The organism is Pedobacter sp. BMA, from assembly GCF_001027745.1.
Lineage (GTDB): Bacteria > Bacteroidota > Bacteroidia > Sphingobacteriales > Sphingobacteriaceae > Pedobacter.
Map to the genome: position 1 here is coordinate 15,823 of NZ_LECU01000003.1, position 25,578 is coordinate 41,400.

The 25,578-nt window shown below is 35.3% G+C and carries 27 protein-coding genes and 5 tRNA genes; 5 read left to right on the forward strand and 27 right to left on the reverse strand.

Going from position 1 to position 25,578, the window contains the following annotated elements:
• Nucleotides 1-52: 52 nt before the first annotated feature.
• The 17 genes from rplL to rpsU all read right to left on the reverse strand — a co-directional run bounded on the left by rplL (nucleotide 53) and on the right by rpsU (nucleotide 9,361).
• A complete protein-coding gene (gene rplL, locus AB669_RS04395; RefSeq protein ID WP_010601097.1) occupies nucleotides 53-430 on the reverse strand; it encodes a 50S ribosomal protein L7/L12 in 378 nt (125 codons plus the stop codon).
• A gap of 64 nt (nucleotides 431-494) precedes the next feature.
• Complete coding sequence (gene rplJ, locus AB669_RS04400) at nucleotides 495-1,016, reverse strand: 50S ribosomal protein L10 (protein ID WP_047798113.1); 522 nt, start codon at nucleotides 1,014-1,016, stop codon at nucleotides 495-497.
• Between the two features lie 2 nt (nucleotides 1,017-1,018).
• Nucleotides 1,019-1,717 carry a 50S ribosomal protein L1 gene (gene rplA / locus AB669_RS04405; RefSeq protein WP_025143259.1) on the reverse strand — a complete coding sequence of 233 codons (699 nt, stop codon included), beginning with the start codon at nucleotides 1,715-1,717 and terminating at the stop codon, nucleotides 1,019-1,021.
• A gap of 20 nt (nucleotides 1,718-1,737) precedes the next feature.
• Nucleotides 1,738-2,181 (reverse strand): 50S ribosomal protein L11, encoded by a 444-nt coding sequence (gene rplK / locus AB669_RS04410; RefSeq protein ID WP_010601094.1) that lies wholly within the window; start codon nucleotides 2,179-2,181, stop codon nucleotides 1,738-1,740.
• A 316-nt stretch (nucleotides 2,182-2,497) separates the two neighbouring features.
• Nucleotides 2,498-3,067 (reverse strand): hypothetical protein, encoded by a 570-nt coding sequence (locus AB669_RS04415; RefSeq protein ID WP_156166671.1) that lies wholly within the window; start codon nucleotides 3,065-3,067, stop codon nucleotides 2,498-2,500.
• Between the two features lie 9 nt (nucleotides 3,068-3,076).
• Nucleotides 3,077-4,555: a hypothetical protein gene (locus AB669_RS04420; protein WP_047798115.1), complete on the reverse strand. Its 1,479-nt coding sequence runs from the start codon at nucleotides 4,553-4,555 to the stop codon at nucleotides 3,077-3,079.
• Between the two features lie 183 nt (nucleotides 4,556-4,738).
• The gene (nusG, locus tag AB669_RS04425; RefSeq protein WP_010601093.1) at nucleotides 4,739-5,278 is read right to left on the reverse strand and encodes a transcription termination/antitermination protein NusG; all 540 of its coding nucleotides are present in this window, start codon (nucleotides 5,276-5,278) and stop codon (nucleotides 4,739-4,741) included.
• Nucleotides 5,279-5,287: 9 nt separating this feature from the next.
• Complete coding sequence (gene secE / locus AB669_RS04430; protein ID WP_029279332.1) at nucleotides 5,288-5,485, reverse strand: preprotein translocase subunit SecE; 198 nt, start codon at nucleotides 5,483-5,485, stop codon at nucleotides 5,288-5,290.
• Nucleotides 5,486-5,593: 108 nt separating this feature from the next.
• Nucleotides 5,594-5,664, reverse strand: a tRNA-Trp gene (locus tag AB669_RS04435).
• A 56-nt stretch (nucleotides 5,665-5,720) separates the two neighbouring features.
• A complete protein-coding gene (tuf, locus tag AB669_RS04440; protein WP_047798116.1) occupies nucleotides 5,721-6,908 on the reverse strand; it encodes an elongation factor Tu in 1,188 nt (395 codons plus the stop codon).
• A 118-nt stretch (nucleotides 6,909-7,026) separates the two neighbouring features.
• Nucleotides 7,027-7,098: transfer RNA gene (locus tag AB669_RS04445), tRNA-Thr, on the reverse strand.
• Between the two features lie 82 nt (nucleotides 7,099-7,180).
• Nucleotides 7,181-7,253, reverse strand: a tRNA-Gly gene (locus AB669_RS04450).
• 86 nt (nucleotides 7,254-7,339) lie between these two features.
• A tRNA-Tyr gene (locus tag AB669_RS04455) sits at nucleotides 7,340-7,422 on the reverse strand.
• Between the two features lie 38 nt (nucleotides 7,423-7,460).
• A tRNA-Thr gene (locus tag AB669_RS04460) sits at nucleotides 7,461-7,533 on the reverse strand.
• Nucleotides 7,534-7,763: 230 nt separating this feature from the next.
• The gene (gene hpf / locus AB669_RS04465) at nucleotides 7,764-8,111 is read right to left on the reverse strand and encodes a ribosome hibernation-promoting factor, HPF/YfiA family (RefSeq protein WP_047798117.1); all 348 of its coding nucleotides are present in this window, start codon (nucleotides 8,109-8,111) and stop codon (nucleotides 7,764-7,766) included.
• Nucleotides 8,112-8,125: 14 nt separating this feature from the next.
• A complete protein-coding gene (locus AB669_RS04470; RefSeq protein ID WP_047798118.1) occupies nucleotides 8,126-9,010 on the reverse strand; it encodes a tyrosine-type recombinase/integrase in 885 nt (294 codons plus the stop codon).
• A 156-nt stretch (nucleotides 9,011-9,166) separates the two neighbouring features.
• Complete coding sequence (gene rpsU, locus AB669_RS04475; protein ID WP_010601088.1) at nucleotides 9,167-9,361, reverse strand: 30S ribosomal protein S21; 195 nt, start codon at nucleotides 9,359-9,361, stop codon at nucleotides 9,167-9,169.
• Nucleotides 9,362-9,529: 168 nt separating this feature from the next.
• On the opposite strand from rpsU, the gene AB669_RS04480 reads away from it, so the two are divergent.
• Entirely contained in the window at nucleotides 9,530-9,907 is a 378-nt protein-coding gene (locus AB669_RS04480) for a hypothetical protein (protein WP_047798119.1), read from the forward strand.
• A 126-nt stretch (nucleotides 9,908-10,033) separates the two neighbouring features.
• On the opposite strand, the gene AB669_RS04485 is transcribed toward AB669_RS04480, so the two are convergent.
• Both AB669_RS04485 and AB669_RS04490 read right to left on the reverse strand, forming a co-directional pair.
• Nucleotides 10,034-11,185 carry an acyl-CoA dehydrogenase family protein gene (locus AB669_RS04485; protein WP_047798120.1) on the reverse strand — a complete coding sequence of 384 codons (1,152 nt, stop codon included), beginning with the start codon at nucleotides 11,183-11,185 and terminating at the stop codon, nucleotides 10,034-10,036.
• Nucleotides 11,186-11,545: 360 nt separating this feature from the next.
• Entirely contained in the window at nucleotides 11,546-12,442 is an 897-nt protein-coding gene (locus AB669_RS04490; protein ID WP_053058262.1) for a ComEA family DNA-binding protein, read from the reverse strand.
• A 93-nt stretch (nucleotides 12,443-12,535) separates the two neighbouring features.
• On the opposite strand from AB669_RS04490, the gene AB669_RS04495 reads away from it, so the two are divergent.
• The gene (locus tag AB669_RS04495) at nucleotides 12,536-14,287 is read left to right on the forward strand and encodes a lysophospholipid acyltransferase family protein (RefSeq protein WP_047798121.1); all 1,752 of its coding nucleotides are present in this window, start codon (nucleotides 12,536-12,538) and stop codon (nucleotides 14,285-14,287) included.
• 443 nt (nucleotides 14,288-14,730) lie between these two features.
• Here the strand turns inward: AB669_RS04495 and AB669_RS22540 are convergent, their stop codons facing one another.
• Nucleotides 14,731-14,874, reverse strand: a complete 144-nt coding sequence (locus AB669_RS22540; RefSeq protein ID WP_369799738.1) for a hypothetical protein — start codon at nucleotides 14,872-14,874, stop codon at nucleotides 14,731-14,733.
• Nucleotides 14,875-16,465: 1,591 nt separating this feature from the next.
• On the opposite strand from AB669_RS22540, the gene AB669_RS04510 reads away from it, so the two are divergent.
• Nucleotides 16,466-17,110 (forward strand): hypothetical protein, encoded by a 645-nt coding sequence (locus tag AB669_RS04510; protein ID WP_047798123.1) that lies wholly within the window; start codon nucleotides 16,466-16,468, stop codon nucleotides 17,108-17,110.
• A gap of 5 nt (nucleotides 17,111-17,115) precedes the next feature.
• On the opposite strand, the gene AB669_RS04515 is transcribed toward AB669_RS04510, so the two are convergent.
• From AB669_RS04515 to AB669_RS04530, 4 genes are read right to left on the reverse strand one after another with little or no spacing between them, the layout of a single operon-like run.
• Nucleotides 17,116-18,054, reverse strand: a complete 939-nt coding sequence (locus tag AB669_RS04515) for a BsuBI/PstI family type II restriction endonuclease (RefSeq protein WP_047798124.1) — start codon at nucleotides 18,052-18,054, stop codon at nucleotides 17,116-17,118.
• Nucleotides 18,047-18,820 (reverse strand): MAE_28990/MAE_18760 family HEPN-like nuclease, encoded by a 774-nt coding sequence (locus tag AB669_RS04520; protein ID WP_053058264.1) that lies wholly within the window; start codon nucleotides 18,818-18,820, stop codon nucleotides 18,047-18,049. The genes AB669_RS04515 and AB669_RS04520 overlap by 8 nt, the downstream gene beginning before the upstream one ends.
• Nucleotides 18,810-19,946 (reverse strand): DUF262 domain-containing protein, encoded by a 1,137-nt coding sequence (locus tag AB669_RS04525; protein ID WP_047798125.1) that lies wholly within the window; start codon nucleotides 19,944-19,946, stop codon nucleotides 18,810-18,812. The genes AB669_RS04520 and AB669_RS04525 overlap by 11 nt, the downstream gene beginning before the upstream one ends.
• The gene (locus tag AB669_RS04530) at nucleotides 19,943-21,514 is read right to left on the reverse strand and encodes an N-6 DNA methylase (protein ID WP_053058265.1); all 1,572 of its coding nucleotides are present in this window, start codon (nucleotides 21,512-21,514) and stop codon (nucleotides 19,943-19,945) included. The genes AB669_RS04525 and AB669_RS04530 overlap by 4 nt, the downstream gene beginning before the upstream one ends.
• Before the next feature lie 105 nt (nucleotides 21,515-21,619).
• On the opposite strand from AB669_RS04530, the gene AB669_RS04535 reads away from it, so the two are divergent.
• On the forward strand, nucleotides 21,620-23,542 hold the full coding sequence (locus AB669_RS04535; RefSeq protein ID WP_053058266.1) for a DUF262 domain-containing protein: 1,923 nt from the start codon (nucleotides 21,620-21,622) through the stop codon (nucleotides 23,540-23,542).
• Between the two features lie 34 nt (nucleotides 23,543-23,576).
• Nucleotides 23,577-24,029, forward strand: coding sequence for a hypothetical protein (locus AB669_RS04540; RefSeq protein ID WP_047798126.1), 453 nt, complete (start codon nucleotides 23,577-23,579; stop codon nucleotides 24,027-24,029).
• A 60-nt stretch (nucleotides 24,030-24,089) separates the two neighbouring features.
• On the opposite strand, the gene AB669_RS04545 is transcribed toward AB669_RS04540, so the two are convergent.
• From AB669_RS04545 to AB669_RS04555, 3 genes are read right to left on the reverse strand one after another with little or no spacing between them, the layout of a single operon-like run.
• Nucleotides 24,090-24,818, reverse strand: coding sequence for a hypothetical protein (locus tag AB669_RS04545; protein WP_047798127.1), 729 nt, complete (start codon nucleotides 24,816-24,818; stop codon nucleotides 24,090-24,092).
• A gap of 24 nt (nucleotides 24,819-24,842) precedes the next feature.
• On the reverse strand, nucleotides 24,843-25,112 hold the full coding sequence (locus tag AB669_RS04550) for a hypothetical protein (RefSeq protein WP_047798128.1): 270 nt from the start codon (nucleotides 25,110-25,112) through the stop codon (nucleotides 24,843-24,845).
• Nucleotides 25,113-25,163: 51 nt separating this feature from the next.
• Nucleotides 25,164-25,451 (reverse strand): hypothetical protein, encoded by a 288-nt coding sequence (locus AB669_RS04555; RefSeq protein ID WP_047798129.1) that lies wholly within the window; start codon nucleotides 25,449-25,451, stop codon nucleotides 25,164-25,166.
• Nucleotides 25,452-25,578 lie beyond the last annotated feature (127 nt).

Genomic DNA, 25,578 nt, shown 5'->3' on the forward strand with positions numbered 1-25,578 from the left:
CAACATTTTCAGTCGGTGTCTAATACATTTTTAGCTTAGCTAAATTAAGTGATTACTTAATTTCAACTACTGCTCCAGCTTCTTCTAATTGTTTTTTAAGAGCTTCTGCTTCGTCTTTAGCAACACCAGCTTTTAATTCTTTTGGTGCACCGTCAACTAAGTCTTTAGCTTCTTTCAAACCTAAACCAGTTAAGTCTTTAACAAGTTTTACAACTGCTAATTTCTGACCACCAGCTTCTTTCAAGATTACATCAAATGATGTTTTTTCTGCAGCAGCAGCAGGTGCATCACCACCAGCAGCAGGACCAGCAACTACAGCAGCAGCTGCAGGCTCAATACCATACTCGTCTTTTAAGATTTGAGCTAATTCATTAACTTCTTTAACTGTTAAGTTTACCAATTGCTCAGCAAACGCTTTTAAATCTGCCATTTTATTAAGATTTTAAAAATTTACGTAAAAATAATTTTGTTTAATTTCGAACTTAAGGTGTTCGTTAACCTTCTCTTTCCTGAAGAGTTTTAACAATTCCTGCAATTTTGTTACCGCCTGACTGAAGCGCTGATAGAACATTTTTAGCTGGTGATTGTAATAATCCAACGATATCTCCGATAAGCTCTTCTCTCGATTTTAAGCTTACTAAGTTATTCAATTGGTCATCGCCAACATATACTGATGAATCTATGAACGCTGCTTTAAGCAAAGGTTTATCAGAAGTTTTTCTCAAAGCTTTAATCAACTTTGCCGGAGCGTTAGCTGTTTTTGAGAATAACAAAGATGATGAGCCTTTTAGCGCTTCGTAAATCTCAGAGGCATCGCCTTCCAAACCTTCAATCGCTTTGCGGATTAAAGAGTTTTTAGCAACCTTCATTACGATATCGCCTTCAAAACATTTGCGACGGATGTTATTAATCTGCTCAACAGAAAGGCTGGATGTATCAGCAATATAAAAATTGCCAAACTCCTGCATTTGTCCTTGTAGTTCTAAAACTACTTCGTTTTTTTCTTCTCTGTTCATGATTAAATCCCCGCTACTGATTTGGTTTCAATTGCAATCCCAGGACTCATTGTAGAAGACACGTGAATGCTTTTAAAATAAGTTCCTTTTGCAGCAGATGGTTTTAATTTAGAAATAACCTGAATAATCTCAAGTGCATTTTCATAAATTTTGTCTGCTGGGAATGATACTTTTCCTATCGAGGCGTGTATGATACCCGTTTTGTCTACTTTAAAATCGATCTTACCCGCTTTAACCTCAGTTACAGCTTTACCAACTTCGTTAGTTACTGTACCTGATTTTGGATTTGGCATCAAGTTACGTGGTCCTAAAACCCGTCCTAACTTACCTACCTTAGCCATACAAGCTGGTGTAGTGATAATAATGTCTACATCGGTCCAACCACCTTCAATTTTAGCAACATACTCGTCTAAACCAACGAAGTCTGCGCCAGCTGCTTTTGCTTCTTCTTCCTTATCAGGAGTTACTAAAGCTAAAACACGTACAGTTTTACCTGTTCCGTGTGGTAAAGTAGCAATACCACGTACCATTTGATTGGCTTTACGCGGATCTACACCTAAAGATACATCAATATCAACTGAAGCATCAAATTTAGTAGTAGTGATTTCTTTTACCAAAGCAGCAGCATCCTTCAAAGTATAAGCTTTACCAGCTTCTATTTTAGCATGTGCCTTTTTTTGATTTTTAGTTAATTTCGCCACTGTTGTAAACTGTTTTTTAATTAATTGTTCCAGGGTGCGTCACCAGAAACGGTGATTCCCATACTGCGTGCTGTTCCAGCAACCATACTCATTGCAGATTCGATTGTAAATGCATTTAAATCAGGCATTTTATCTTCAGCAATAACTTTAATCTGGTCCCAGGTCACCGACCCAACTTTCTTACGGTTAGGCTCAGCAGAACCACTCTGTAATTTAGTAGCATCTTTTAACTGGATAGCTACCGGAGGGGTTTTGATGATGAAATCGAATGACTTATCAGCATAAACAGTAATTACAACTGGCAATACTTTACCTGCTTTATCTTGGGTACGAGCGTTGTACTGTTTGCAAAACTCCATGATATTCACCCCTTTAGCACCTAATGCAGGTCCTACTGGTGGCGATGGATTTGCCGCTCCGCCTTTGATCTGTAATTTGATCATTGCACTGACTTCTTTTGCCATTTTGTGTTTTTGTTTATTTAAAACTCAATGTTAAATATTGGAAGCATGTAACATTTAATTCCTTTATGTTCCTATAAAACTAAAAGGACTGCAAAGATATGGATAATCTTGCAGTCCTACAATAGATTAAGTAAAATATATTCTAAATTTTCCTGCAAAGATTAACACTATTTGCTGAATATCAATCTTCACAACTCATTTTAGACATTTTTGGATTTAATTAAAATTTGTCTTTTAAAAACCTATTTATGCTGATCCACTAGTAATATGCCCCAGAACATCTCATAATTCCTGGGCAGATTGCGAATGATGTTAATTAATAACCAGTGGCTCCCATTGTTAGTGGAGAAAGAATTACACATTCTAACATACTCAAGTACTTACCATTAAATTTCAAAATATCCATAACTGCATAATTTGCATTTCGTGCAGTATTATCAAGTTTTCTATATTCTTCTGCTCTTCTTTCTTCAGAAATATTAATCTCTAACTCTCCATTGCCGACCTCACAGCCCCTTCCGTAAAAAAGCACAATAGGCAAGACAAATGTCTTCTTTGAGAAATACTCCAAATCAGTGTCTAAATTACTCCAATGACCGTTAGAAGATTCTATAGCTTTCACCAAACCTTTTTTAATTACATCTGGAGTCTTTTCAGAGAGCGTTAAATCAGCTATTTTGCCATTCGCAGCAACTTTAAATTTCATAAATACCGTAGTGTACAAACACAGGGTATCAAGTGTCTTTTCCTTTAATTTATAATTTGCAGAAATATAGTTACTGAGATCGGAAACATTTAAAGATGTTAATGTTCGTAACGTACCCTGACCTTTTGAGCTGAAAGTAAGTACACAAAATATACTGATGATAAAGATTATTTTTTTCATAAAATCCGATTATTGTGAGCATGCCGTCTTAGTTCCTGAATTATGAGTTTTGTGATCATCTCTTATATTTATGATTTGTGCGGTATCCAGATCATATTTAGAAACTAAAGAATTCCAATAAGTCAAATCATTTTTGAAAATATCTCCAAAACCATTTAGAATTAATGCGTAAGCTGCTTTGTCATCTAAACTAGAATAAATGGCTTGTACGGCATTTTTCAAATCATCTATATAATTTTCTGCCATGTTCCTATGCTGCTGAAATTGTTGTGTATAATATGTTTTCTGTGAATCAAAGTATGCATGCATAATTTCATGTACCATTGTAGTAGCAATAAATTCTTGTGAGGCTGATGGTAAAGTATTTTTATTAAGCGTTACTTTCACATCGAATATATGAATACCATCACTATTCACTTTATCTGTAACAACTTCTGTTTTCGCCGAGTATCCACCATCAATATTACCATCAACAATTTTGAAATTTATTTTATCACTTGTGTTAAAGGTATTATTTAAAATATTGGCAATTTTATTATTCAAAGTATCCTTAACTTTAATCCAAACTGAATCCAAACATTTATTTTTTATTTTATCGGTAATATCAGCACAACTTTGAATTCCCGTATTTCCTTGAATACAGCCACAATTATCATCTATTATTGCGCTACCGTCTATATCGCCGTTACAATCAATAAAATATAATAAATAGTTACTAGGATCGACTTCCTCATCTTGTTGCTCGCCTCCACTATGCCCATAACCATAAGTACTTCCATTCCCTCCTTCATCTCCGCTATTTTCGAAACTTCCATAGCAAAAAGTCTCAGACCCTCTAAATGATGATGTAGAAATTCCCCCAACAGTAATTGTGCTATAATGTGGTATTGTTACACAAGTTATAAAACGACTATAGCTAATTTGTTGTCGAGTTATAGATGAACTTGAGGACATTTTTTCATAATTACCTAAACCATCAAATGCAAATGCTTTTTTAAAAGTACCATTCCATTCCTCAATAACCGCTATCCCTGAAAAATGCTCATTCCGGTTTTTTTTTACTTTTATATTTAAAAGCGTAACCCATTCAGCATGCATATTTTCTTTTTTATCTTTATAAATCATTAAATAGCTTGTTCTGCTTAAAAAACTTTTATATGCATCGTCTTTGTCCATTGTAAAAATATCCTCATCAAATACGATAGGTACGACAACAGCATCACCCAAAGAAATCTTACGGATAACTGATCTTGACCAAACTGGTTTCTTTATTATACTATGCCTAAAATTCGGATCATTTGGTATACGAAGACTTTTATTTAAAATTTTTTGTTCAAAATAACTTTTAGCGTCAGCGATAATTTCTTTTGAATCTTGATTTATTGATGATCCCTTGTCCTTCTTACAAGAATAAATAACAATTGTAGCAATAAATAATAGAATTGAAGCCAGTACATACTGCTTCAACAAGGCGTAAATTTTCCTCATTTTATTAACTTAGATTTTTAGAATTGATGATTTTTTGAGAGATGAGATAACGGAATATACAGATAAATTATTACACGACAAATTAATTTGTCATTAAAGCATGACAACACAAAATATAAACAACAAAAAAGCTTTCCCTTTTGAGGAAAGCTTTTAATATTATGATAAAGATCGTAATTCGGATTACTCTTTTTCTACCTGCATGTAGTTAAGCTCCAGCGGTGTTTTACGACCAAAGATTTTAACCATTACTTTCAGTTTCTTTTTCTCTTCGTTAACTTCTTCGATAATACCAGAGAATCCGTTGAAAGGACCGTCCATTACTTTAATGTTTTCACCTACATAATAAGGAACATTCATAGTTTCGCCTTGCTCACTCATTTCGTCGACCACACCCAGGATGCGGTTTACTTCAGCCTGACGCATAGGGATCGGGTTACCGGCTTTATCACCTAAGAAACCAATAACACTATTGATACCTTTGATAATATGCTCTAACTCTCCATCTAAGGTAGCTTCGATTAACACATAACCAGGATAAAAGTTACGTTCTTTGGCAATTTTCTTACCGTCTTTCATCTGGTAATATTTTTCCATTGGTATTAAAACCTGAGGAACCAGATGAGAGAAACCTAAACGGCTGATTTCAGCATCAATGTACTGTTTTACTTTCTTTTCTTTACCGCTAACAGCTCTTACAACATACCACTTTAGATCGCTCATTAGTATATATTAATTAGAAAGTGATTTATAAAAAGTATCTAATACAAATGTAGAACCTTTGTCCATTGCAAAAATAACCAATGCAATAATCAAAGAAGCTACCAACACAAGAATTGCCGAACTTTGTAATTCGCCCCAGGTTGGCCATGTAACCTTCTGGGTCATTTCATCGTACGATTCTTTTATAAACTCAACTACTTTAGCCATATCAAATTATTGAATGAGTGAATGAGTAAATGAGTGAATGATATTACTTGAAAGCGAGGTTTCAAATTCAATCATTCACTCATTCTGGAACTCAATCATTATGTTAAGCACGGGAACAAGGATTCGAACCCTGATCAAAGGTTTTGGAGACCTCTATTCTACCGTTGAACTATTCCCGTGTGTATAAAAAAGAGCTAGCCTAAACTAGCTCTTTTTATATTATTGTTAGCTTAAATTAAGCTAAGATTTCAGTTACCTGACCAGCACCTACTGTTCTACCACCTTCACGGATAGCGAAACGTAGACCTTTTTCCATTGCAATCGCGTTAATTAATTTAACTGTGATTGTAACGTTATCACCTGGCATTACCATTTCAGTTCCTTCAGCTAGTGAGATCTCACCAGTTACGTCTGTGGTACGGAAATAGAATTGAGGACGATATTTGTTGAAGAATGGTGTGTGACGACCACCTTCTGCTTTTGATAATACATAGATCTCAGCTTTGAAATCTGTGTGAGGAGTTACTGAACCTGGTTTACAGATTACCATACCACGACGGATATCAGTTTTCTCAATACCACGTAATAATAAACCTACGTTATCACCAGCTTCACCGTAATCTAAAATTTTACGGAACATCTCAACACCAGTTACTGTAGATTTTAAGTTCTCAGCACCCATACCTAAGATCTCAACTGGATCTCCAGAGTTGATTACACCACGCTCAATACGACCAGTAGCAACAGTACCACGACCAGTGATTGAGAATACATCTTCAACAGGCATTAAGAAAGGAAGATCAGTTAAACGTGGAGGAATTGGAATGTAGCTATCTACAGCATCCATTAATTCCATGATTTTTCCAACCCATTTCGGATCAGCGTTTAATCCACCTAAAGCAGAACCTTGGATTACAGGAATATCATCACCTGGGAATTCATAGAATGATAATAATTCACGAACTTCCATTTCAACTAATTCTAATAATTCTGGATCATCAACCATATCCACTTTGTTCATGAATACAACCAATGAAGGCACACCAACCTGACGAGCCAATAAGATGTGCTCACGAGTTTGTGGCATTGGACCATCAGTAGCAGCAACAACGATAATTGCACCGTCCATCTGAGCAGCACCAGTAACCATGTTTTTCACATAATCCGCGTGACCTGGACAGTCAACGTGTGCATAGTGACGGTTAGCTGTTGAATACTCAACGTGAGCTGTATTGATAGTAATACCTCTTTCTTTTTCCTCTGGAGCAGAGTCAATTGAATCGAATGAACGTGCTTCAGATAAACCTGCATCAGCTAAAACTTTTGTAATAGCTGCTGTTAAAGTTGTTTTACCGTGATCCACGTGACCGATTGTACCGATGTTTAAGTGCGGTTTACTGCGGTCAAATTTTTCTTTTGCCATTTTATTTATAACTAATTAGTAGGTTAACTTTTTATTATTTTATTTTTTGTTATTTCAACACAAAAAACTTTGTTTCTTCTGTATATCTAACAGATTTAACAAAGCTTTATTATACCTGAGCCAAAGATGGGACTTGAACCCACGACCTCTTCCTTACCAAGGAAGTGCTCTACCGCTGAGCTACTTCGGCTTTTGTTAAAGCTCATTAGTTCAGTTGTAATGAGTTCATCAGCTAAAAAGCAATGAACAAATTCACTAATGAACCCACAATGAGCGGAAGACGAGGTTCGAACTCGCGACCTATAGCTTGGAAGGCTATCGCTCTACCAACTGAGCTACTTCCGCTTACAAATGAAGATTGATAGATTATTGAATGAAGAATGCTAACACTCACTCATTTTCCTGCTCACTCATTCATTCATTAGATTTAGTGGGGAGAGAAGGATTCGAACCTTCGAAATCTTGCGATAACAGAGTTACAGTCTGTCCCATTTGGCCGCTCTGGAATCTCCCCAACTTTATCTTAAAATGTTAACACTTTAACATAAAAAGAGCCTCCTATCGGAATCGAACCAATGACCTACTGATTACAAGTCAGTTGCTCTACCAGCTGAGCTAAGGAGGCTTTTAATTTTCTGCAATTATACGAAAAATCTTCATTTCTCCTACAATTAACGTGTTTTTTTAAAAGTTTATCTTTTTAAAGAACTACCCTTTTTCTTCCTGGCTTAACGCCCTTTCCGAAAGGGAATGCAAATATACACACTTATATTTCACTTCAAAATTATTTTGAAAAAAAATAGCGAACTTTTTTAGTTCGCTATCTCTGTTTTTCGCGATTATCTGAATATTCACTTAGTAATCAGATGCTTCGCTTTCGCTTAAAATTGCTTTATGTTCACTTAATTTTGCACGCGTTTTATCTTTGTGTTTGGTAATCTGCTTTCTTAACGATTCGATAGCAAGATCGGTAGCCTCTTCGAATGACTTACATTGTTCTTTAGCAAACAGTGTTCCGCCCGGCACAATGAGTTTTATCTCACTAATTTTGTTGGCCTCATCTTCTACGTTCTCTAATTTTAAATACACTTCCCCGCTAATGATCTGGTCGAAAAACTGATCAAGCTTGTTGGCTTTCTTCTGAATAAAGTCTAACAACTTACTGTCTGCACTGAAGTGGATTGATTGAACTCCGATTTTCATTTTTCCTCCTTTTTTTACGCCTTTGGATGGGCTTGTTTATAAATTGTTTTTAATCTTTCAATTGAGTTGTGCGTGTAAACCTGTGTAGCGGCTAAGCTCGCATGGCCCAAAAGTTCTTTTATTGCATTTAAATCTGCGCCTGCATTTAATAAACTGGTAGCATAACTATGTCTTAATACATGAGGGCTTTTCTTGTCATGGGTAGATATATGGTTTAGGTAAGAGGTAACGATGCGGTATATTAATTTCGGGTATGCCGCTGCACCTGTATTGGTAACGATTAAGTTAAGCAAATTGTTATTAAAATCCTGCAACTTTTTTAAATCGATGTAGTTATTTAACTGATTAATAAGCTGTTTATTTATCGGAATAATTCTTTCTTTATTTCTTTTACCCAGCACTTTGATTGTTGCCGAATAAATATCCACATCCTGATCCTTTAAATGAATGAGTTCCGCCAGTCGCATTCCGGTTCCAAATAGCAGCTCCAACACCAGGTGATCACGTTTAGACTCGAAACTATCATTAAAATATACTTCAGAATCCAGGAGGTGATCCATTTTTTGAGCTTCCAGAAAAACGGGCAAACGCCTGGGAATTTTGGGGGCTTTGATTAATGCGGCAGGATTTTGTTCAAGCTTACCTTCCCTCAATAAAAACTTATAAAAGCTCCTAAGGGCAGATATTTTCCTATTGATGGTACTTTCAGAAGAATTTTTCTCCATCAAATGCACCATATAGCTTCGCAAGTGGGTGTATTTGACCGCGAGGAACTCTAATTCAAATTCTGACTCAACATATTCACCGAACTGAACCAAATCGGTTTGATAGGATGCAATGGTGTGGGCAGAGTATCGCTTTTCGTGAGTTAAATAGGTAACAAAGCTTTGTAACAACATTCAGTATCTCCTGCTAGGTGTAATATGAAGTTACAAATAGTTTTGACATAAAGAAATCATTAATTAATTGTTTCCTGTGTTTTAAAAAACAGCTTAAAACAAAAAAGTCCTTCCAATTTGCATCGGTAGGACTTTAATGTATATGTTTTGAACAAACTATGAAGTTGTATCCTGATTCATGTTCTGAATGTAAACAGCATGTTTAATTTCAGTACGACGAGCTACTGATTTCTTCTCGTATGCCTGACGGCTACGTAGTTCTCTCAATACACCTGTTTTTTCAAATTTCTTTTTGAAACGTTTTAGGGCTTTATCTAATGATTCGCCGTCTTTAATGTTGATAATGATCATAACGCTGAAATACCTCCTCTCGTGTTTTTTAAATTTCTACCGTGTTAACGGGCTGCAAATGTAAGCAAATATTTAAAAATGAGAAACATTTTTAGAAAGAAAATTTAACTCATGCTTAATGCATTTCCAATATTCTTTATTTACATTTATCATCAGATTCGCATAAGTATGACAAAAGGTAAAAAAATTATTTCAATCATTGCTGTTCTGGTGGTAATCATACTTGCTGCAGTTGTATATTATCGTTATTTCTTTGTTTTTGGCGAAGGCGTAAAGGCAGGTGAACTTAATTATGTCGTAAAAAAAGGTTATCTTTTTAAAACCTATGAAGGAAAACTGATCCAGAGCGGAATAAGATCCAGACAAACCGGAACGCTGCAGAATAACGAATTCGAATTTTCTATCTCCAGTGAAGCAATTGCTGAAAAGATGATGGCAAATAGTGGCAAATTTTATGAGCTACACTACAAGGAATATAAAAATTCTTTGCCATGGCGCGGTTTTAGCGTTTACGTAGTGGACAGTATTTTAACCGCAAAGGAATAAACTTTGGTTTATAGAAAAAAAATCCGGAGGTAGTTAAACCATCCGGATTACTCATAATATATTTGGTTTGTTGTTTCTTAAATATCAGGCTAAAGGACTTTGCCTAACATAGCTTCGACTTTGAGCTTAACCCAGTATTTCCCGGGCAATTACGATCTTTTGAATTTCGGACGTACCCTCCCCTATTGTGCATAATTTACTGTCGCGGTAAAATTTCTCAACCGGAAAGTCTTTGGTATATCCATAACCTCCAAATATCTGAACGGCTTCTGTTGCCACCCTCACAGATACTTCCGAGGCAAAATATTTTGCCATTGCCGACTCTTTTGTCATAGGCAAGTGCCTGTTTTTCAAATCAGCAGCCTGCCTGATGAGCAGCTCAGCAGCTTCAATGTCGGTAGCCATATCAGCGAGTTTAAAGCTGATGGCCTGGAATTCAGATATGGGTTTCCCGAACTGGTGGCGTGCTTTCGAATAATCTACGGCAGCATCGAATGCTCCTTTTGCGATTCCAAGTGCCAATGCTGCTATCGAAATTCTTCCGCCATCCAGAACTTTCATCGCCTGTTTAAAACCTTCACCGGCATTGCCCAGCAGATTGACTTTAGGGACACGGCAATTATCAAAAATCATTTCCGTTGTTTCCGAGGCCCGCATCCCCAATTTATTCTCCTTCTTGCCTGCAGAAAAACCTGCAGTACCGCGTTCTACTACAATGGCCGAAATCCCTTTGGAACTTCCCTGTTCTCCGGTCCTGACCATTACCACTGCGATATCACCACTTTTGCCATGGGTAATCCAGTTTTTGGAGCCGTTTATAATGTAATCATCCCCATCTACTACAGCAGTGGTCATCATTCTTAAAGCATCCGAGCCGGTATTGGCTTCAGTTAATCCCCATGCCCCAATCCACTCTGCTGTGGCAAGCTTTGGTAACCATCGTTGCTTCTGCTCTTCATTTGCAAAAGCCAGAATGTGACCGGTACAAAGTGAGTTGTGGGCGGCAAGCGATAAGCCAATTGATCCGCAAACCCTTGCTACTTCAACAATTACATCGACGTACTCCTGATAACCCAAACCCGAACCACCATATTCTTCAGGCACCAAAATGCCCATTAAACCTAATTCTCCCAGCTGTTTGAACAACTCTACTGGAAAATACTGCGCTTCATCCCATTCCATCAAATTCGGACGGATATTTTTCACAGCAAAATCGCGGACCATTGCCCTTACACTTTGCTGAGTTTCTGTAATAGAAAAATTAAAGCTCAGGCTCATCAGATTTATATTTATAAGTTAGTGACAGCAATTATAAACATTTATTTCATAGTTAATTACCATAAAATATTCGTGTTTTGGCAGAATGAAATGGTATTTGGTTCAATACATTGTAACCATCAACCTACAACGCTTAAATAAATAAAAATTTTAAGTGATTTTTTTTTAGGTAATGTAAACTATAATCTGATATTCAGTAAAAGTGAAGCTGAGTACTATGGTGATCTACCCTCGGTCGTGACCTTAGCATTAGCGAACTATATGTATAGTGATATACAGGCATTGGTGGACAAAAGGTGGCAATAATGCGGGTAAAAGGCGGGGTTAACGCGGAGTGTGATGAGATCTAATAGTGATCATTCAGAACGAAATGTAAGGCGATATCTGCACAATTAGTTCCTGATTCAAAATTACAATTTTTTTCAAGTCTGCTATTGAAGCGTAAGCTCCATGTTGCTTACGATACTGTATAATGGCATTAATTTGCTTATAGCTAAGATACGGAATGCGTTTGATATCCTCAGCCTGTGCAGTGTTGAGATTCACCGTTTTATAAATTGCCGGGCCTAATTTAACCTGATCTTTGATTTCATTATAACGGATGGAATCAAGCCCATATACCTCAAGAAGTTGCTCCTTTCTGTAAAAGCCTCCCAGCCGGTCTCTATATTTGTATATACGCCGTGCCAATGTGGGTCCTATTCCCTTTATTTCCTCCAGATCAGCGGAATCAGCATGATTGATATCAATTATTACGGCTGGTTTCTTAACAAATTCCTTTTTGACGTAGACAGATTGGTCATGCGGTTCACTGCCGGATTGAGGTTCGATTACAACAAAGGGCAAAAGCCTTTGATACATCTCTGGCGAAATCGTGTACATTTTCTGTAGATCTTCTGCCTTACGGAATTTACCACCTTTAGATACATAGTTGATAATAGCCTGTGCCTGCTTTGACGATAAACCCAGTGTTTGCCATCCATCGGCGTTCAATTGGTTAGGATCGAATTTAAACAGTTTACCTTTCTTTTTAAAGGTAGCAGCAAATCCATTGTGTTTATGGCTACTGATATCTCTATCTTTAATCTCAATTTCAGCCAATTGAGACAAAAGTGCTTTACTATCATTTTTAGAGGGCATAAAATGGTCATAAAATAATGGAGCAGTTTTTAGCACAACGATGATAAAAACAAGCAGTAACAAGCCGTTAAATTCACGCTTACTAAATCCAAAATATTTGTTCAGCCAAAGCCTCATATTTGATATGACATGTTTATTATAAATTTAAATCTTATTTTTGGGATTGCAAAACTGATTCAGTTCTGCAATATCAACTACTAAGAATTTTATATGAAGATCATCACGACGTCTGAGTTTGCCAAGGCAACTAAGATCGATAAGCTAGGGGTACCAGGTTTAGCAGGCTTATTAATGGAGATTATGAAGCTTAACGACATTAACGATGTTTTCGCTCAAAATCAACACTTTAAAGGATTGGAATTTGTAGATAAGATATTGGAAACTATCGGGGTTTCTATAGAATTTGATGAAGACGACCTGAACAGTATTCCTAAAACCGGACCTTTTATCGCAATAGCAAATCACCCTTACGGAGGCGTTGAAGGCCTGGCGCTTGTTAAGCTATTGTGTACTGTGAGGCCTGATGCAAAAGTAATGGTGAACTTCATTTTGAAAAAAATACCGAATCTTGATGAGTTTTTTGTTGCCGTTAACCCATTCGAAAATGTTCAGCATTCGTCTAGCATAAGCGGACTTAAAACAACATTCGATTTACTTAGGAACGGTACGCCTATTGGAATTTTCCCTGCCGGTGAGGTTTCAACTTTCAAGCTGGATGCCCAGCAGGTTACCGACAGGATGTGGCATCCTGTAGTAGGCAAACTAATTGCCAAGGCAAAGGTTCCTGTAGTACCTATATATTTCCACGGAAATAATGGCGTATTGTTTAACATACTCAGTTTTATTCACCCCACTTTACGTACAGCGAAACTTCCTTCAGAATTTTTGAACAAACAAGGTCTCGCTATTAAAGTTAGGGTTGGAAAACCAATTGCCCCTGCTGAGGTATCGCATATGAACAGCAGTAATAAGTTAATGGACTTTTTACGTGCCCGTACATATGCCTTGGGTGTTGGTTTAGATCAGGAGAAAAAATTATTTAATCCGCTTAAACTTTTCAAGATTAAGAAAAAACCAGTCGAAATAATTGAAGAAACTTCAAGAGTTTTAATTAAAGGAGAGGTTACCACACTTGAAGATTTCAGGGTATGGACTGAAAAAAACTATGAGGTTTATATTGTTCCCACGTTGAAAATACCTAATATCTTAAGGGAAATTGGTCGCTTGCGTGAAATTACTTTCCGCGAAGTAGGCGAAGGAACAAACAAAAAAATCGACCTTGATAATTACGACATCTATTATAATCATTTATTTATCTGGGATAAAGACCTGGAGAATATTGTAGGTGCTTATCGCATTGGTAAAGGCGACGAAATTTTGGAAAGCATGGGTCGCCGTGGTTTCTACCTTTCCGAGCTTTTTAAAATGAAGGATCAGTTTTATCCGATGTTGAGACAAGGTATTGAATTGGGCAGGTCGTGGATCAGAAAAGAATATCAGGGAAAACCACTACCACTTTTCTTATTGTGGAAAGGGATTTTAAAATACCTGATCGATAATCCACAATACCGTTTTATGTTTGGGCCGGTGAGTATTAGCAATAATTTTTCAAAATTTAGTAAAGCACTCATCGTAGATTACATTACCAAAAACCATTTTGATTATGAAATGGCAAAATATGTAAAACCCAGAAATAAATTCAAAGCAGACCTTCTCCCGATTTCTACAGATACATTGGTAGATAGCAGTGAATCATTTAAAGATCTGGATAGCATTATAGGTGATATTGAAAATTCACATATTAAAATTCCTGTATTGCTCAGACAGTACATGAACCTGAATGCCAAAATCATCTCATTTAACATTGATCCGAAATTCTCTGATTGCCTGGATGGTTTCCTTGTGGTTGATACCCATAATATTCCGCCGGAAATGCTGGAGAAACTTGGAAAGAACTTATAGATCTAAAATAAAAATACCCGGACATCCATCCGGGTATTTTTGTTATCAACTAACCTAAACTTAATAAATACTAACCAAGTAATTTACACCACAAAGATGAAGTTCCAATGTTAAGCGGATATCAACTAAATGTTATTAAATATGCGTTTTTAATGTATTTAAAGCGGTTTTTGAAAGGTGTAGATTTTTTATATTTTTTTTCAGATTAAAAGAAAAACACTGGAATTTACATTTTTCGTCCCTTTTTCGTCCCTTTTTTCAACCTGCATATAATTGTTTAGCCATTATTTTGAAAGGTTATCAAGTCGATAAGAGGTTGCAGATCACCACCACTATATTCACTACTTCCGTTTTGAAAAATAACACGCCAACCACCAAGTTGAAGTGCGATCATTCCCCAATAAGAATCACCAACCATCAAATGGTAACAATTACCACCACCCCTAACCTAAAGGTTCAGTTGCGTTTGAAATTTCTTCGTTGGGTGCTTTGGCATTTACTTTTTTTAGCAACGTTGTACCAAGAAAACCTGCAGTTCCGATGTTGTAACAGAACGAGGTGAGCGCATTAAATTGATTTTTTGTAATTGGAACTTTAAATTGTTCGCTTCTGCCAGTGTTATCTTATCACCTTTCGTTACTGGTGTATCATCTAAGTGGTATCTGTTCCCAAAACCAATAGTCCATACGTTTGCAGGGCATAGATATGCCATTAAAACCAAACCTTCTTCATTATGTATGAATTTTTTTCCAAGTGCGTTTAATACCATTAAGCGTTTTAATAGATATTAACGGAGCGGTTACGGATGCCGTAAAAAGCAAAAAACCCCTACCAATTTTATGATAGGGGCTGATTTTGTTAGAAGTAATATTGTATTATTTCTTCTAATTTCCTACTTTGTGACAGCAGTGCTATCAGCATTGCTATAAAAATAAGTAGCTGCCTGAGTAGCTCGTTAAAAGTTACTAACAGGTATTGTAATTTCATAACAAAGGTGTTACCTTTGCTAATGATTTCGGAGGAAGATGTTCCCAAACTCAACTCCGCTAACTCAAAAGATTTTTCCATCGTGAAAAATTTATTTAATGATTAACAATTTAAGTAGGGGCTAAATTCTGTTGCAGGAAAATTTAGCCCTTCCTTATTTAATTATTTCAAAAATAAGAAAATTCTTGTGTAACATTTCGAATACTTATCAACAAAAAGATAATGTGTGTGGATTACGTTGTTTTTACCCTACAGGTAACACTTTCTCCCACACAAACAAACAAACAAACATCCCGAAAAAGTTACTGCCTTAAAACGCCTTATTTTCGTTTTTTATATTCATTTTAACTTGGCATTGAGCAAGGGTTGATGATTCGTTGTTGTGAAAGGTTAACCACGAAGTTTACACCTGCGGTTAAATCATCGTTTTGTTCTGAAAAGTTGTTGATGGTAGTAACGTTAGAAACTTGAAACAAGAAAGCAAATGCTTCCTCGTTTAAGTAGTTTATCAAATCGTAAGCTATTAACGTGGTATCATTGATGATTTCAAATTCGGCTTCATCGTTCTCATCATCTTATAGATCCGCTATGGTTATTTCAAAGCGGTTAATGATTTGAGTGTTGTTGGTTGCCGAATCACCAAAGCCAACGCTTTAGTTGCGGAGGTTCATAAGCAAAAGAGAATGCCAGTGATACTAACAAAATTGAAGAGGAGATTTGGTTTAGTAAAACTCTTGCTATAAAAAGTAAAATGACAGTCCTTGATACTTTTCCTCAAAGAATTAACGAAAAGAATTATGGTGAGTAAGCGAGTTAATTCAGTATCAACCTTAAAAAAACCAAATAACGATTCGAATTTATTGTTGCCTCTCAACTCTGACGATACTTAACAGTTAATTTAAATTGTGTTCAATGTTCATGTATGTTAATAATTAACAATTGCCATGGTTAGGAATGAGATAGCGGATGTAAATTTGATATAATATTATTTTATCATGAACTTTATATCGTTTGTTACGATAACTGTTAAATCAATGAAAAATTATGGAAGTGAATAATCACGATCTTTTTGATAAACGCCAACGAAAACCTGAAGTCTTTTCAGTAAAAGATGTCAATTAAGATATAACCACTCAGCGGATACAAACTTACAAGTTAGGAAAGGCTGAAATACTATTTGATGCCCCAAACATGACTGCAATCTTTATGAGTTCGTCTGACAAACACTTGGCAAGAGCGAAATTATTATATTCTGAAATAATATTACCAAAAATTAGAATTCGTAAAAGATTGGTATTGTCGAACATTGAAACAGTAAGGATGTATGACTACTTTGAAGAAATTCAAGCTGCAGTGATTATTATTTATTCTGCTGTCGAATCTCTCAGTAATTCTTTAATCCCAGAAGATTTTAATATCCAAGAAACAAAAAACGGGATGAATGTCAATGTAGATAAGCAACAAATTGAACGTAATAAAAGCACATCAGAAAAATTAAAGGATATAATTCCAGCTGCGTATAAAATTTCTTCGCCAACGAAATTTAAATGTTGGGGACGGTTCAAGGAGCTTGAAAAGTTACGTAACGACATAATTCACTTAAAAGGCACATCAATCCAAAATAAAATTCAGACAAAGCATATACTCGCCCAAATACTTGATGATACCATTTTCGCTAAAATAAAAGCTGTGAATGACTTGATAAAGGAATTAGCAAAACTGCTACCATACCATATAGAATATCCTATATTATACAACTCCGAACCAATCGTACCAAAGAAAATTAATAGCTGGAATGATTTGGGAACGAAACCTGTACCAGACTTCATTCCATGAGTGGGTTAACTACGAGGTCCCATGAACCTATCCCCATTAAAATGAATCATATGATCTGGTATATCCATAAGCCAAACCTCGGTTTCCCAAGCGATTTCTTTTGAGTGTTTTTTAAATTCTGTCATATCTGGGAACGCAGTTACGTAAACTTTTCCGATAGGACAATTCTTGAATAAATCCTCAAGTTCGTGCATGCGTTTTGGAGATACTGGACCATGAGAAGTTACCGCCTCAATTAAGAATAACCAGTTTCTCTCTTGATCATATATAATTACGTCTGGCAATTTACTGTGTTGATCTATAGGAATGCCTAAATCCTTCAATTTATCAAACTCCACGTACAAATCTTTTTTTGCAGTATCCCCTAAATACAAAAGCATACCATTATTTGCAAACCTCGGTGCAAACTGCTCAACGATTGCAGCTTGTACTTCGTTGTGTTTACCTGCAGATAACGTTAATGTTGAGCCATTTGGTAACGTGACAGGGATCAGATTTAATTTCCTCTCTTTTAAATAAGTTTCAGTAAGCCTACCAAAACTATCTGCAAACTTTTTTAATAAATCCTCCCAATCCTCAGAGCCAAAACTTCCAATTACAGTCAACGCCTCGTGCGTCAAGCCATAATGTGCCTTCGGACTGTTAACTGGTAATGTTGGATTGTCGGGGTTTAGATCTGCTATTCGAGCTTGGACAAACTGATGGAGCACTTGTCTTCGAAAAGTTTCCCTGCTGTTGGCAGCATAGGTTTTGCCATAGTTGTCCGATATGAATTTCATTATTCCTTTTGAAACTCCAAGCGAAGGGTTAGCAGCATCAACCCAGTCATCATCTTCCTTAACTTGGCATAAGGCTAATAAAGTCAATGCTGCGGTTTCGTTGTATTGTGCAGGCGGTAATCCGAACGACTTTAATATTTCTTGAGCTTGTTGGATTTTATGCATCTGTATATCTTGTTTCTATCTCGTTGAAGGCATTAACTAATTCAATTTCTTTTTGCTCCAAAAAAGCAGGTAGTGCAGCTTGATTCTCTTTTAGATAATATTCATTTGAGCAATATTCGATTATTTCATCTCTAACGTTCTCAACAATGGAGACGATTACATCTCTAAGCTTTTTAATCTTGTTTATTTCTAAACTAAAATCATCATCACTGGCAAGTTTTTTATTGCCATGCCCTATTGAGTTTCTATTAGCTAATAATTGCTCTTGAATATATATTTCTTTCGCTTCGTAAGCAGTTTTGTAATTTAAGCCAATTACATTCAAAATATTCTTGAAAATAGCTGGATTAAGGTTTTGATTTGTATCGATTATACTTGAATCTTTTTCATTTTCAAGGTCGATTGCAATATGTGTATTTAATTTGTGTGCATCAATTTTACTAAACTTCTTTATATAAGCAATCTCATTTTCAAGTGTTAGTGTTTGACTGGAACTTACAACAACTTTTGTAACACCTTTTAATGCAACAGCTTTAAAGTTATCTGTTAAATCACTTATTATGCAATCATTTACGCAAATATATTTAAGATAAATTCTACTGCTTTTTTTGATGTACCCTTCCCAATGAGAATAAAGTAAGAGGATGATTGATTTGAGAACAACTTCCTCTCCTGAGCTTTCGGCTATCAGAATAAGATTCGAAATTTCTTTTTTTCTCCATGTCCAATCTTCAATAAGCAGATCCTCTAATTCCCTAAGATTCATATTTCGAAAAATAATCGATTGAAAATTTGGTCATATTATTAATTCTTGTTATCGCTTTCCTGCCACGAGCTGAATACTCCAAGTAACGTTCATCTGAATAGAGATCAATTACTTTTTGTCTCAACAATGCTTTACCCTCACCAGCGTAGTAATCAATGTTATTGGATAATCCTGGTGTAATAGCCTCAAAACTGGATTGCAAGAACGCCCCATCGAACCCACCTTTTTCTGGATTAAATTTCTTAAATGAATCTTCCCCTAATGTTTCGGAAAGCAGGTCAAAAACAAGCTTGAAATTTACTATAGCCTCATCAAGATTAAAATCATCATCACCTATTAAATTGATTGTTTCCTTGTCCAAGAAATCGCTAAGCAAATCAGTAGTAGAATTATACAATGTATAGTCAACATGATTGTGTTTAGCAATGAAGTACCTTAAAATGAGTTCCGTCGGAAATTCGATTTCCTTCTTAGCTTCTGTTAGTTTCAAACACTTTCTAAAATTCGCATAGTTTTTTAACTCATCAAGTCTTGTATAAAACGAATCATCCAGCATAATAATTAAACAATTCCTTATTTCTTGAGGCTCTAAAACTACAGCCCCTGTATTTAAACGTTTGAATAGTTCATACTGAGCTTGAACATTATCTTCGACAAGAATTATCTTTAAATCCAGCTTAGACATTTTAATAATTCTCTTTGCGCTCTCATGAAGAGTTTCCCAATCAAGACCTTCAATGGAAGGCAATTTTTCCGTTTTGGTAAATTTGAATGGAGCTTTTAGATTTCCATTAGTGTCTGTAGGTTGCAGAAACCCCATAACCTGCAAAATTGTAGAGACTCTTTGTAAGCCATCCACAATAGTCCACTTAGAACCTTTCTTCTGCGCAATGAAAATTGGTGGCGTAGGTATTCCCATCAGGAGTGATTCGATGTACCTACTTTTCTGATCTTCTTCCCACCTAAATAACCTTTGGTAGTTTGGGAAAAGTTCCAAATCCCCATCACGATATATCTGAACCAACTCCCTAAGAGCCATACTGAAGTTGTCAGTTTTTATTTCTTTTCTAACCGTTTCGATTTCGATTATTAAATCTTCATTCTTATCATCTAATTCTTCGCTCATTTATCTTTTTGTTGAGGTGTTAATTTAAAAAACATATTATTGATTATTTCATTGACCCGATCGTTGCTTAGGTTATTCTCTGCAATAATTTGATTTCCTATCTCTTTGATCGTTTCTAAATTAGGAAAACGCATCTCCCGAAGTTCAGTTGCACTTACATTAACGTTACCGTTAAAAATTCTAAAATAAGTATCAAAGAGATTACAGTTAAGTAGAGCTGACAATCCCATAATTTCATCATAATTCAGCGTACCGTTTTTGCGATAAATATAGTTTACTGCATTATCGATTCCTACAAAATCAGATTGTGTGACTGCAGATAAATACGGAGCTGCAATAAGTCTGCTCTTATCATCCTTGGTACTAAACCGTCTAAGTAACACGTAATCCTTATTGGGTAGTAAGATAGGCATTGATTCTTTTAGTATTAAGATTTTGTCTGCTTTTCCTTTGAGTTTATATGGGTATTTCAATTCCATCTTAGTGACATTGTGAAGCCTAATCAATGGGCAAAATTCAGCTTCCAATTTAGCGTCATGATCAACTAAAAACTTTGTAGCACGAAAAGTTACTACTGGACCCGTTGAAATATTAATATTTAGATCCGCTAATTTGCAATCCCACCCTAATACAAGGTTCAAAACTTGCTCTTCGTTATCATTAATGGGGATATGCACTACTTTTTGGGTACTCTTTGAGTCAATAACCATAGTAATATCATACGTTTTTATGATAGGATTCTGTAAATCGCTCATGCCGCCACTTGAGGATATCATTACATTGGTAGGAATATATGAACTATTTTTGGTCGCTTTAAGAATCAATACTTCCTGCAGGACTTTATCTCTACTGAATGAACTTCTACGAGAATCAAATAAATGAACATGCATTAGATTTACCTTCGAAAAGAAAAAATCTCTGAAAGCCTGAAAGTACCTTCCAGAAGAGAAGCTTCTTGGCGTTATCGAAATAATATCCCCATCCTCACGAAGGAGTGCTGCACCTATGCCTAAAAAAAAGGAATAAATGTTTGGTTGTCCACTTACTAATTCTTTGCATTGTTGTATAGAGATGTGATCTTTACCTAACTTATAATACGGAGGATTAGTTATAATGATATCATAGTTTTCTGCTGGTTCACTAAGATATTGATAATTTGAAGCTATAAAATCACCTGAAATTAATTTATAACTTAATTCAACCCCTTTCGATATAGCCCATAATTTAAGGTTTTGTAGCGTTTGTTCAGCATATAATATGATTGATTCATCGGTTTCATACGCAGTGATCACCACAGATTTCAATTCTGAATTTGATTCAATTTGATGTTCAATAAGTGCCGATGTTAAAATACCTGTGCCGAAACCTGGATCTAAAATGTCATAATGTGTGTTGTTAGTTTTAGCAAGATTTGCCATAAATTTGGCAATTGGGATAGGAGTAAAAAACTGACCACGCTCCTTTTTATCAGACTGATTGCTTCCTTTTGCATATTCAAGACCGATTTTATCTGCAAATTCTGTAGGTGATTCAATCATTACCATTTCACCTTCATTAACTTTCACCATAGGCTATAAAGATATAAAATTTGAAGAGACAGTGGAAAAATTTGAAAAAACGAACGCAAAACTGACTGGAATTAACTATTTTTCCAGTCAATAAATGATATAAAAGTGGGATATCAGAGTAAAACAATTTACGATACTATAAAAGATATAGAAGAAAGTAAGGTTTATTTACCAGCGTTGCAGAGAAAATTCGTGTGGAGTAAGCAAAAGATTGAATTGCTGTTTGATTCATTAATGCGAAACTACCCTATAGGAACTTTTCTATTTTGGAAATTAAATAGAGATGTTGCTAATACATACGTTTTCTACGAATTTCTAAAAGCATATGACGAGAGGCATCCATATAATCAAAGAAAGACTGGAAGTTTTTTAAATCCAGAAATCATTGGTGTACTTGATGGGCAACAAAGATTAAGTTCTCTGTATATCGGTCTGCAAGGAACACATACGGAAAGAGTTCCTCGAAAGCATAAGTCTAATGATAACTCCTACCGTAAAACAGAGTTGTATTTGAACCTACTCAATCTTCCATACCAGATTGTCGATGGAGACATGATACTTAATGAGGATACTAATTTCGAGTTTCTTTTCTTAACAGAACACGAATCCAACACATGGACTCTAAGAAACCGTAAGTTCTTTAATGAAAATGGAAATGAAACAATAGTTGAAGAATCATTATATTGGTTTAGGGTGGGAGAAGTTTTAGAATGGAATAAAGATCCCGAACTTGACGTTTTTATTGATAACTATATCACATTAAGTGCAACCGAAAGCCAAAAGTTAGAATTATCCGCAAAAAGACGCCCCATCAGAAAAGCTTTAGACATACTACACCGAAGAATTTTTGCAGATGAGTCAATTAACTATTTTACGATTGCTAAAGATGATTTAGAAGACATATTGAAGATTTTTGTCCGAGTTAACAGCGCTGGAGTTCCACTCAGCAAGACTGACTTATTGTTTTCAACAATAGTGGCAACTTGGTCTGATGGTCGGGAAGAAATAGAGAATTTACTGCAGCGGATTAATAAAAAAGGCGATGGGTTTTCTTTTGGAAATGAGTTTTTAATGAGATCATGCTTAGTTCTAACCGATTCTCAAGTACTTTTCAAAGTGAACTCTTTTAAAACAGATAATGTTTTAAAGATAAAGAACGACTGGATTGAGATTGCCAATGCTATTGAGAAATCAGTTGAACTCTTGGTAGAATTTGGTTTTAGCAGGGAACTACTCTCATCACAAAACGTACTAATAATAATTGCTTACTACGTTTATAAGGGTGGTACATTGGACAACGAGTCAAAAATATCTATTAAAAAATATTTAATTCATTCCCTATTAAATGGAATATATGGCAATGCACAAGATCAGTTATTGATAGTATTACGAAATTTTTTAAGAGAGGCTAAAAAAGATGATCGAGGCGGAATCACTTATGATCTTCGAATTAAAAATTTTTCATTTGAAGAATTGCTAAAAGTAGACTTACCATCACGAAAATCTTTATATATCACTGAAAACGAATTGGAAACATTTATGACATATAAAAAAGGGAGCTTATCTTTCTTAGTCCTTTCTTTATTATATCCACAATTGAGATACAAGGAAGTTCAATTCCATCAAGATCACATCCACCCTGCCTCAAAATTCAACAATAATGTATTTGATGATTTGGAATTAACTCCTGAAGATCGAGAAGAATGGCTGCGATTGAGAGACTGTGTCCCAAATTTACAACTAATGGAGGGTCGACAAAATGAGTCAAAAAATGCAGCTGAATTTGTTAACTGGATAACAACGAAAAGCTCAAGCGAGCAGTTACATTTTGTAATAAACAATTATATCCCAGAATCACAAAAGATGGAATTCTCAAACTTTAGGCAATTCTATGAGGCAAGAAAAGATTTATTAAAAGTTTCTCTTCGCAAAGTTTTAGCAATTAGCTATCAACTTGTTGAGGCAGATACCATTGAATTTGTTAATGATACATTTGATCTCGAAGAGGTAGACCTTGAGATACAATGAGCAACTTGAATAACAAAACTCAGTTATAGATAATATGGAATACTACGAACTAATAAAACTACAAAGGTTGAATCCCTATGTAGATAGAAATCAAAAAATTACACTTACTAAACTACAAAAAAATATTTACTACTCATTTGTAGTTATTTCGTTTATCTTATATATGGGGAGATTAGCATATGCCCCAGAAACTATTACAATTGAAGAAGCAATTTTCTTTTTGATTGTTGGATTTATCCTGATTGTTGGGAGTGTAACATGGATGTTCTCCAGAAACAACAAAAAATCTCAACAATGGATAATTGAAAACGGACTAACTCAAGACAAGCTTGATGCAGCCGAGCGATTAATGTCAAATCAGAATGAACTCTTAGATATGAGATACAAAATTGAATATGAATTATTGGAAGAGGAAAAAAAGGAAAAGTATGATACGTTGAAAAACCAGATGAGAATTGAAAGAAATTCAAGAACAAATGCTTTTTAATCTTAAAACGAAGGAATTTAGATGAATGGTTTAATTCTATAACCTAAAAGTTTGTGTCAACTAATCATTGTTCCAAGTTAATTCCGAATTACCCTCATACGCATCACGATACATATCTTCGTAGTCTTGTTCGGTTAAACTATAAGAATTATTATGATCGTCATCATCATAATAAAAGTTTAGTGAGGCTTTTTTTGCTGCCTCTTTAGCTGATTTATCAACATAGTAAGTTGGTATCTCCCCCTTGCCCAAAGCAAAAAGGGAAGTGTTTTCTATAATAATATCTCTCTTTAAAAAAGGATGGAAATGGTAAATTTCTTCTGCGGGAAAAAGCTTATTCATAACCGTTGAAAACCCACCCCTGTTTGATAGAAATCTTCCGTTTCCACGATGAATATAGTTATAGGTTGTTGGAAAAAGCAGACAAAGATTTCCATGGGTTGATGCGATTTGTTTGCATAAAGCAAGCAAATTTGAATATTCTAATTCCCTACGATCAACCTTTTCCTCCTGCAGTTCAAGTTTCGTCATCGCCTCATTAAAAGCAACCATCAAGTCTCCAAGGTTGTAGCAAGTAATTAAGTTATCTTTAAGAATTTTAGGCGTGTTTATGGGATGTGAAAAACTTGATGCTTCACTATACTTTGGATAGGTGCTTATCGACCTAAGATCGACCACGACTTTAATATCTTTTGGCAAAAATAGCCATTCAAGTTGTTTTTCTATTGAAAAAATTTTGTTCTCGTTCTGTTTATATTTATATCCAGAGGTGTAAATTTTATATTTCATGTGAAAGGTTACTGATGATTTATTTTATTTATTCCAAGCTGGATTGCCGTAAGAATCTGTAAAAGCATTTGCAATATTATCTGCATCACCTTGCCTTGACTCAGACACTAACGAGTCATAAGTTGCGTGCAACAGCCTGTATACACCTCTACCTCCAATAACATAGGTATGATTCGAGTTTGTGCGATGACCATTGTTATTCAAATCTAAGGCAAGGTCTCCTCCACTCATTTTACGTTTTTTGGCGATCAAATTATTTGCCAAATTAGTTATATACTCTTTTTTTGCATTCATAATATTATTTTTATGTGCTTTGCATGAATAACTCGTACCAATCTGGAGAAATTAACAATTTGTTGTATTACTATCTTTCAACAATATGACAATTGGATTATCGGCAGCTGATGATTTGCAATACAAAGCAACATCAAGGTCTTTGTGGGTAAGAAATCTTGAGATGGCTCGATCGTAGTCTTTGTACTTACTGTAATCAATTAAGTACATTTCCATAAGTGCAGGTGCAGGTACTGCAATGACATCAAGGACTCGATAAATCAAACCATTGTATTCTATATTAGAACCTTTTAAATTATTATGTTCAATGATCAACGTTCTACATTCTGTTATGTTCATTTATGTTAAATTAAAAGTTATAAATTATGTCGGAGCTTAACCTTGCATCTTGCATTGCACCTTATCTCAAGGTTTCTATTTCTATTTGAAAACTTTCTGTTATTGAGAATAAAAAACTAACCATTCA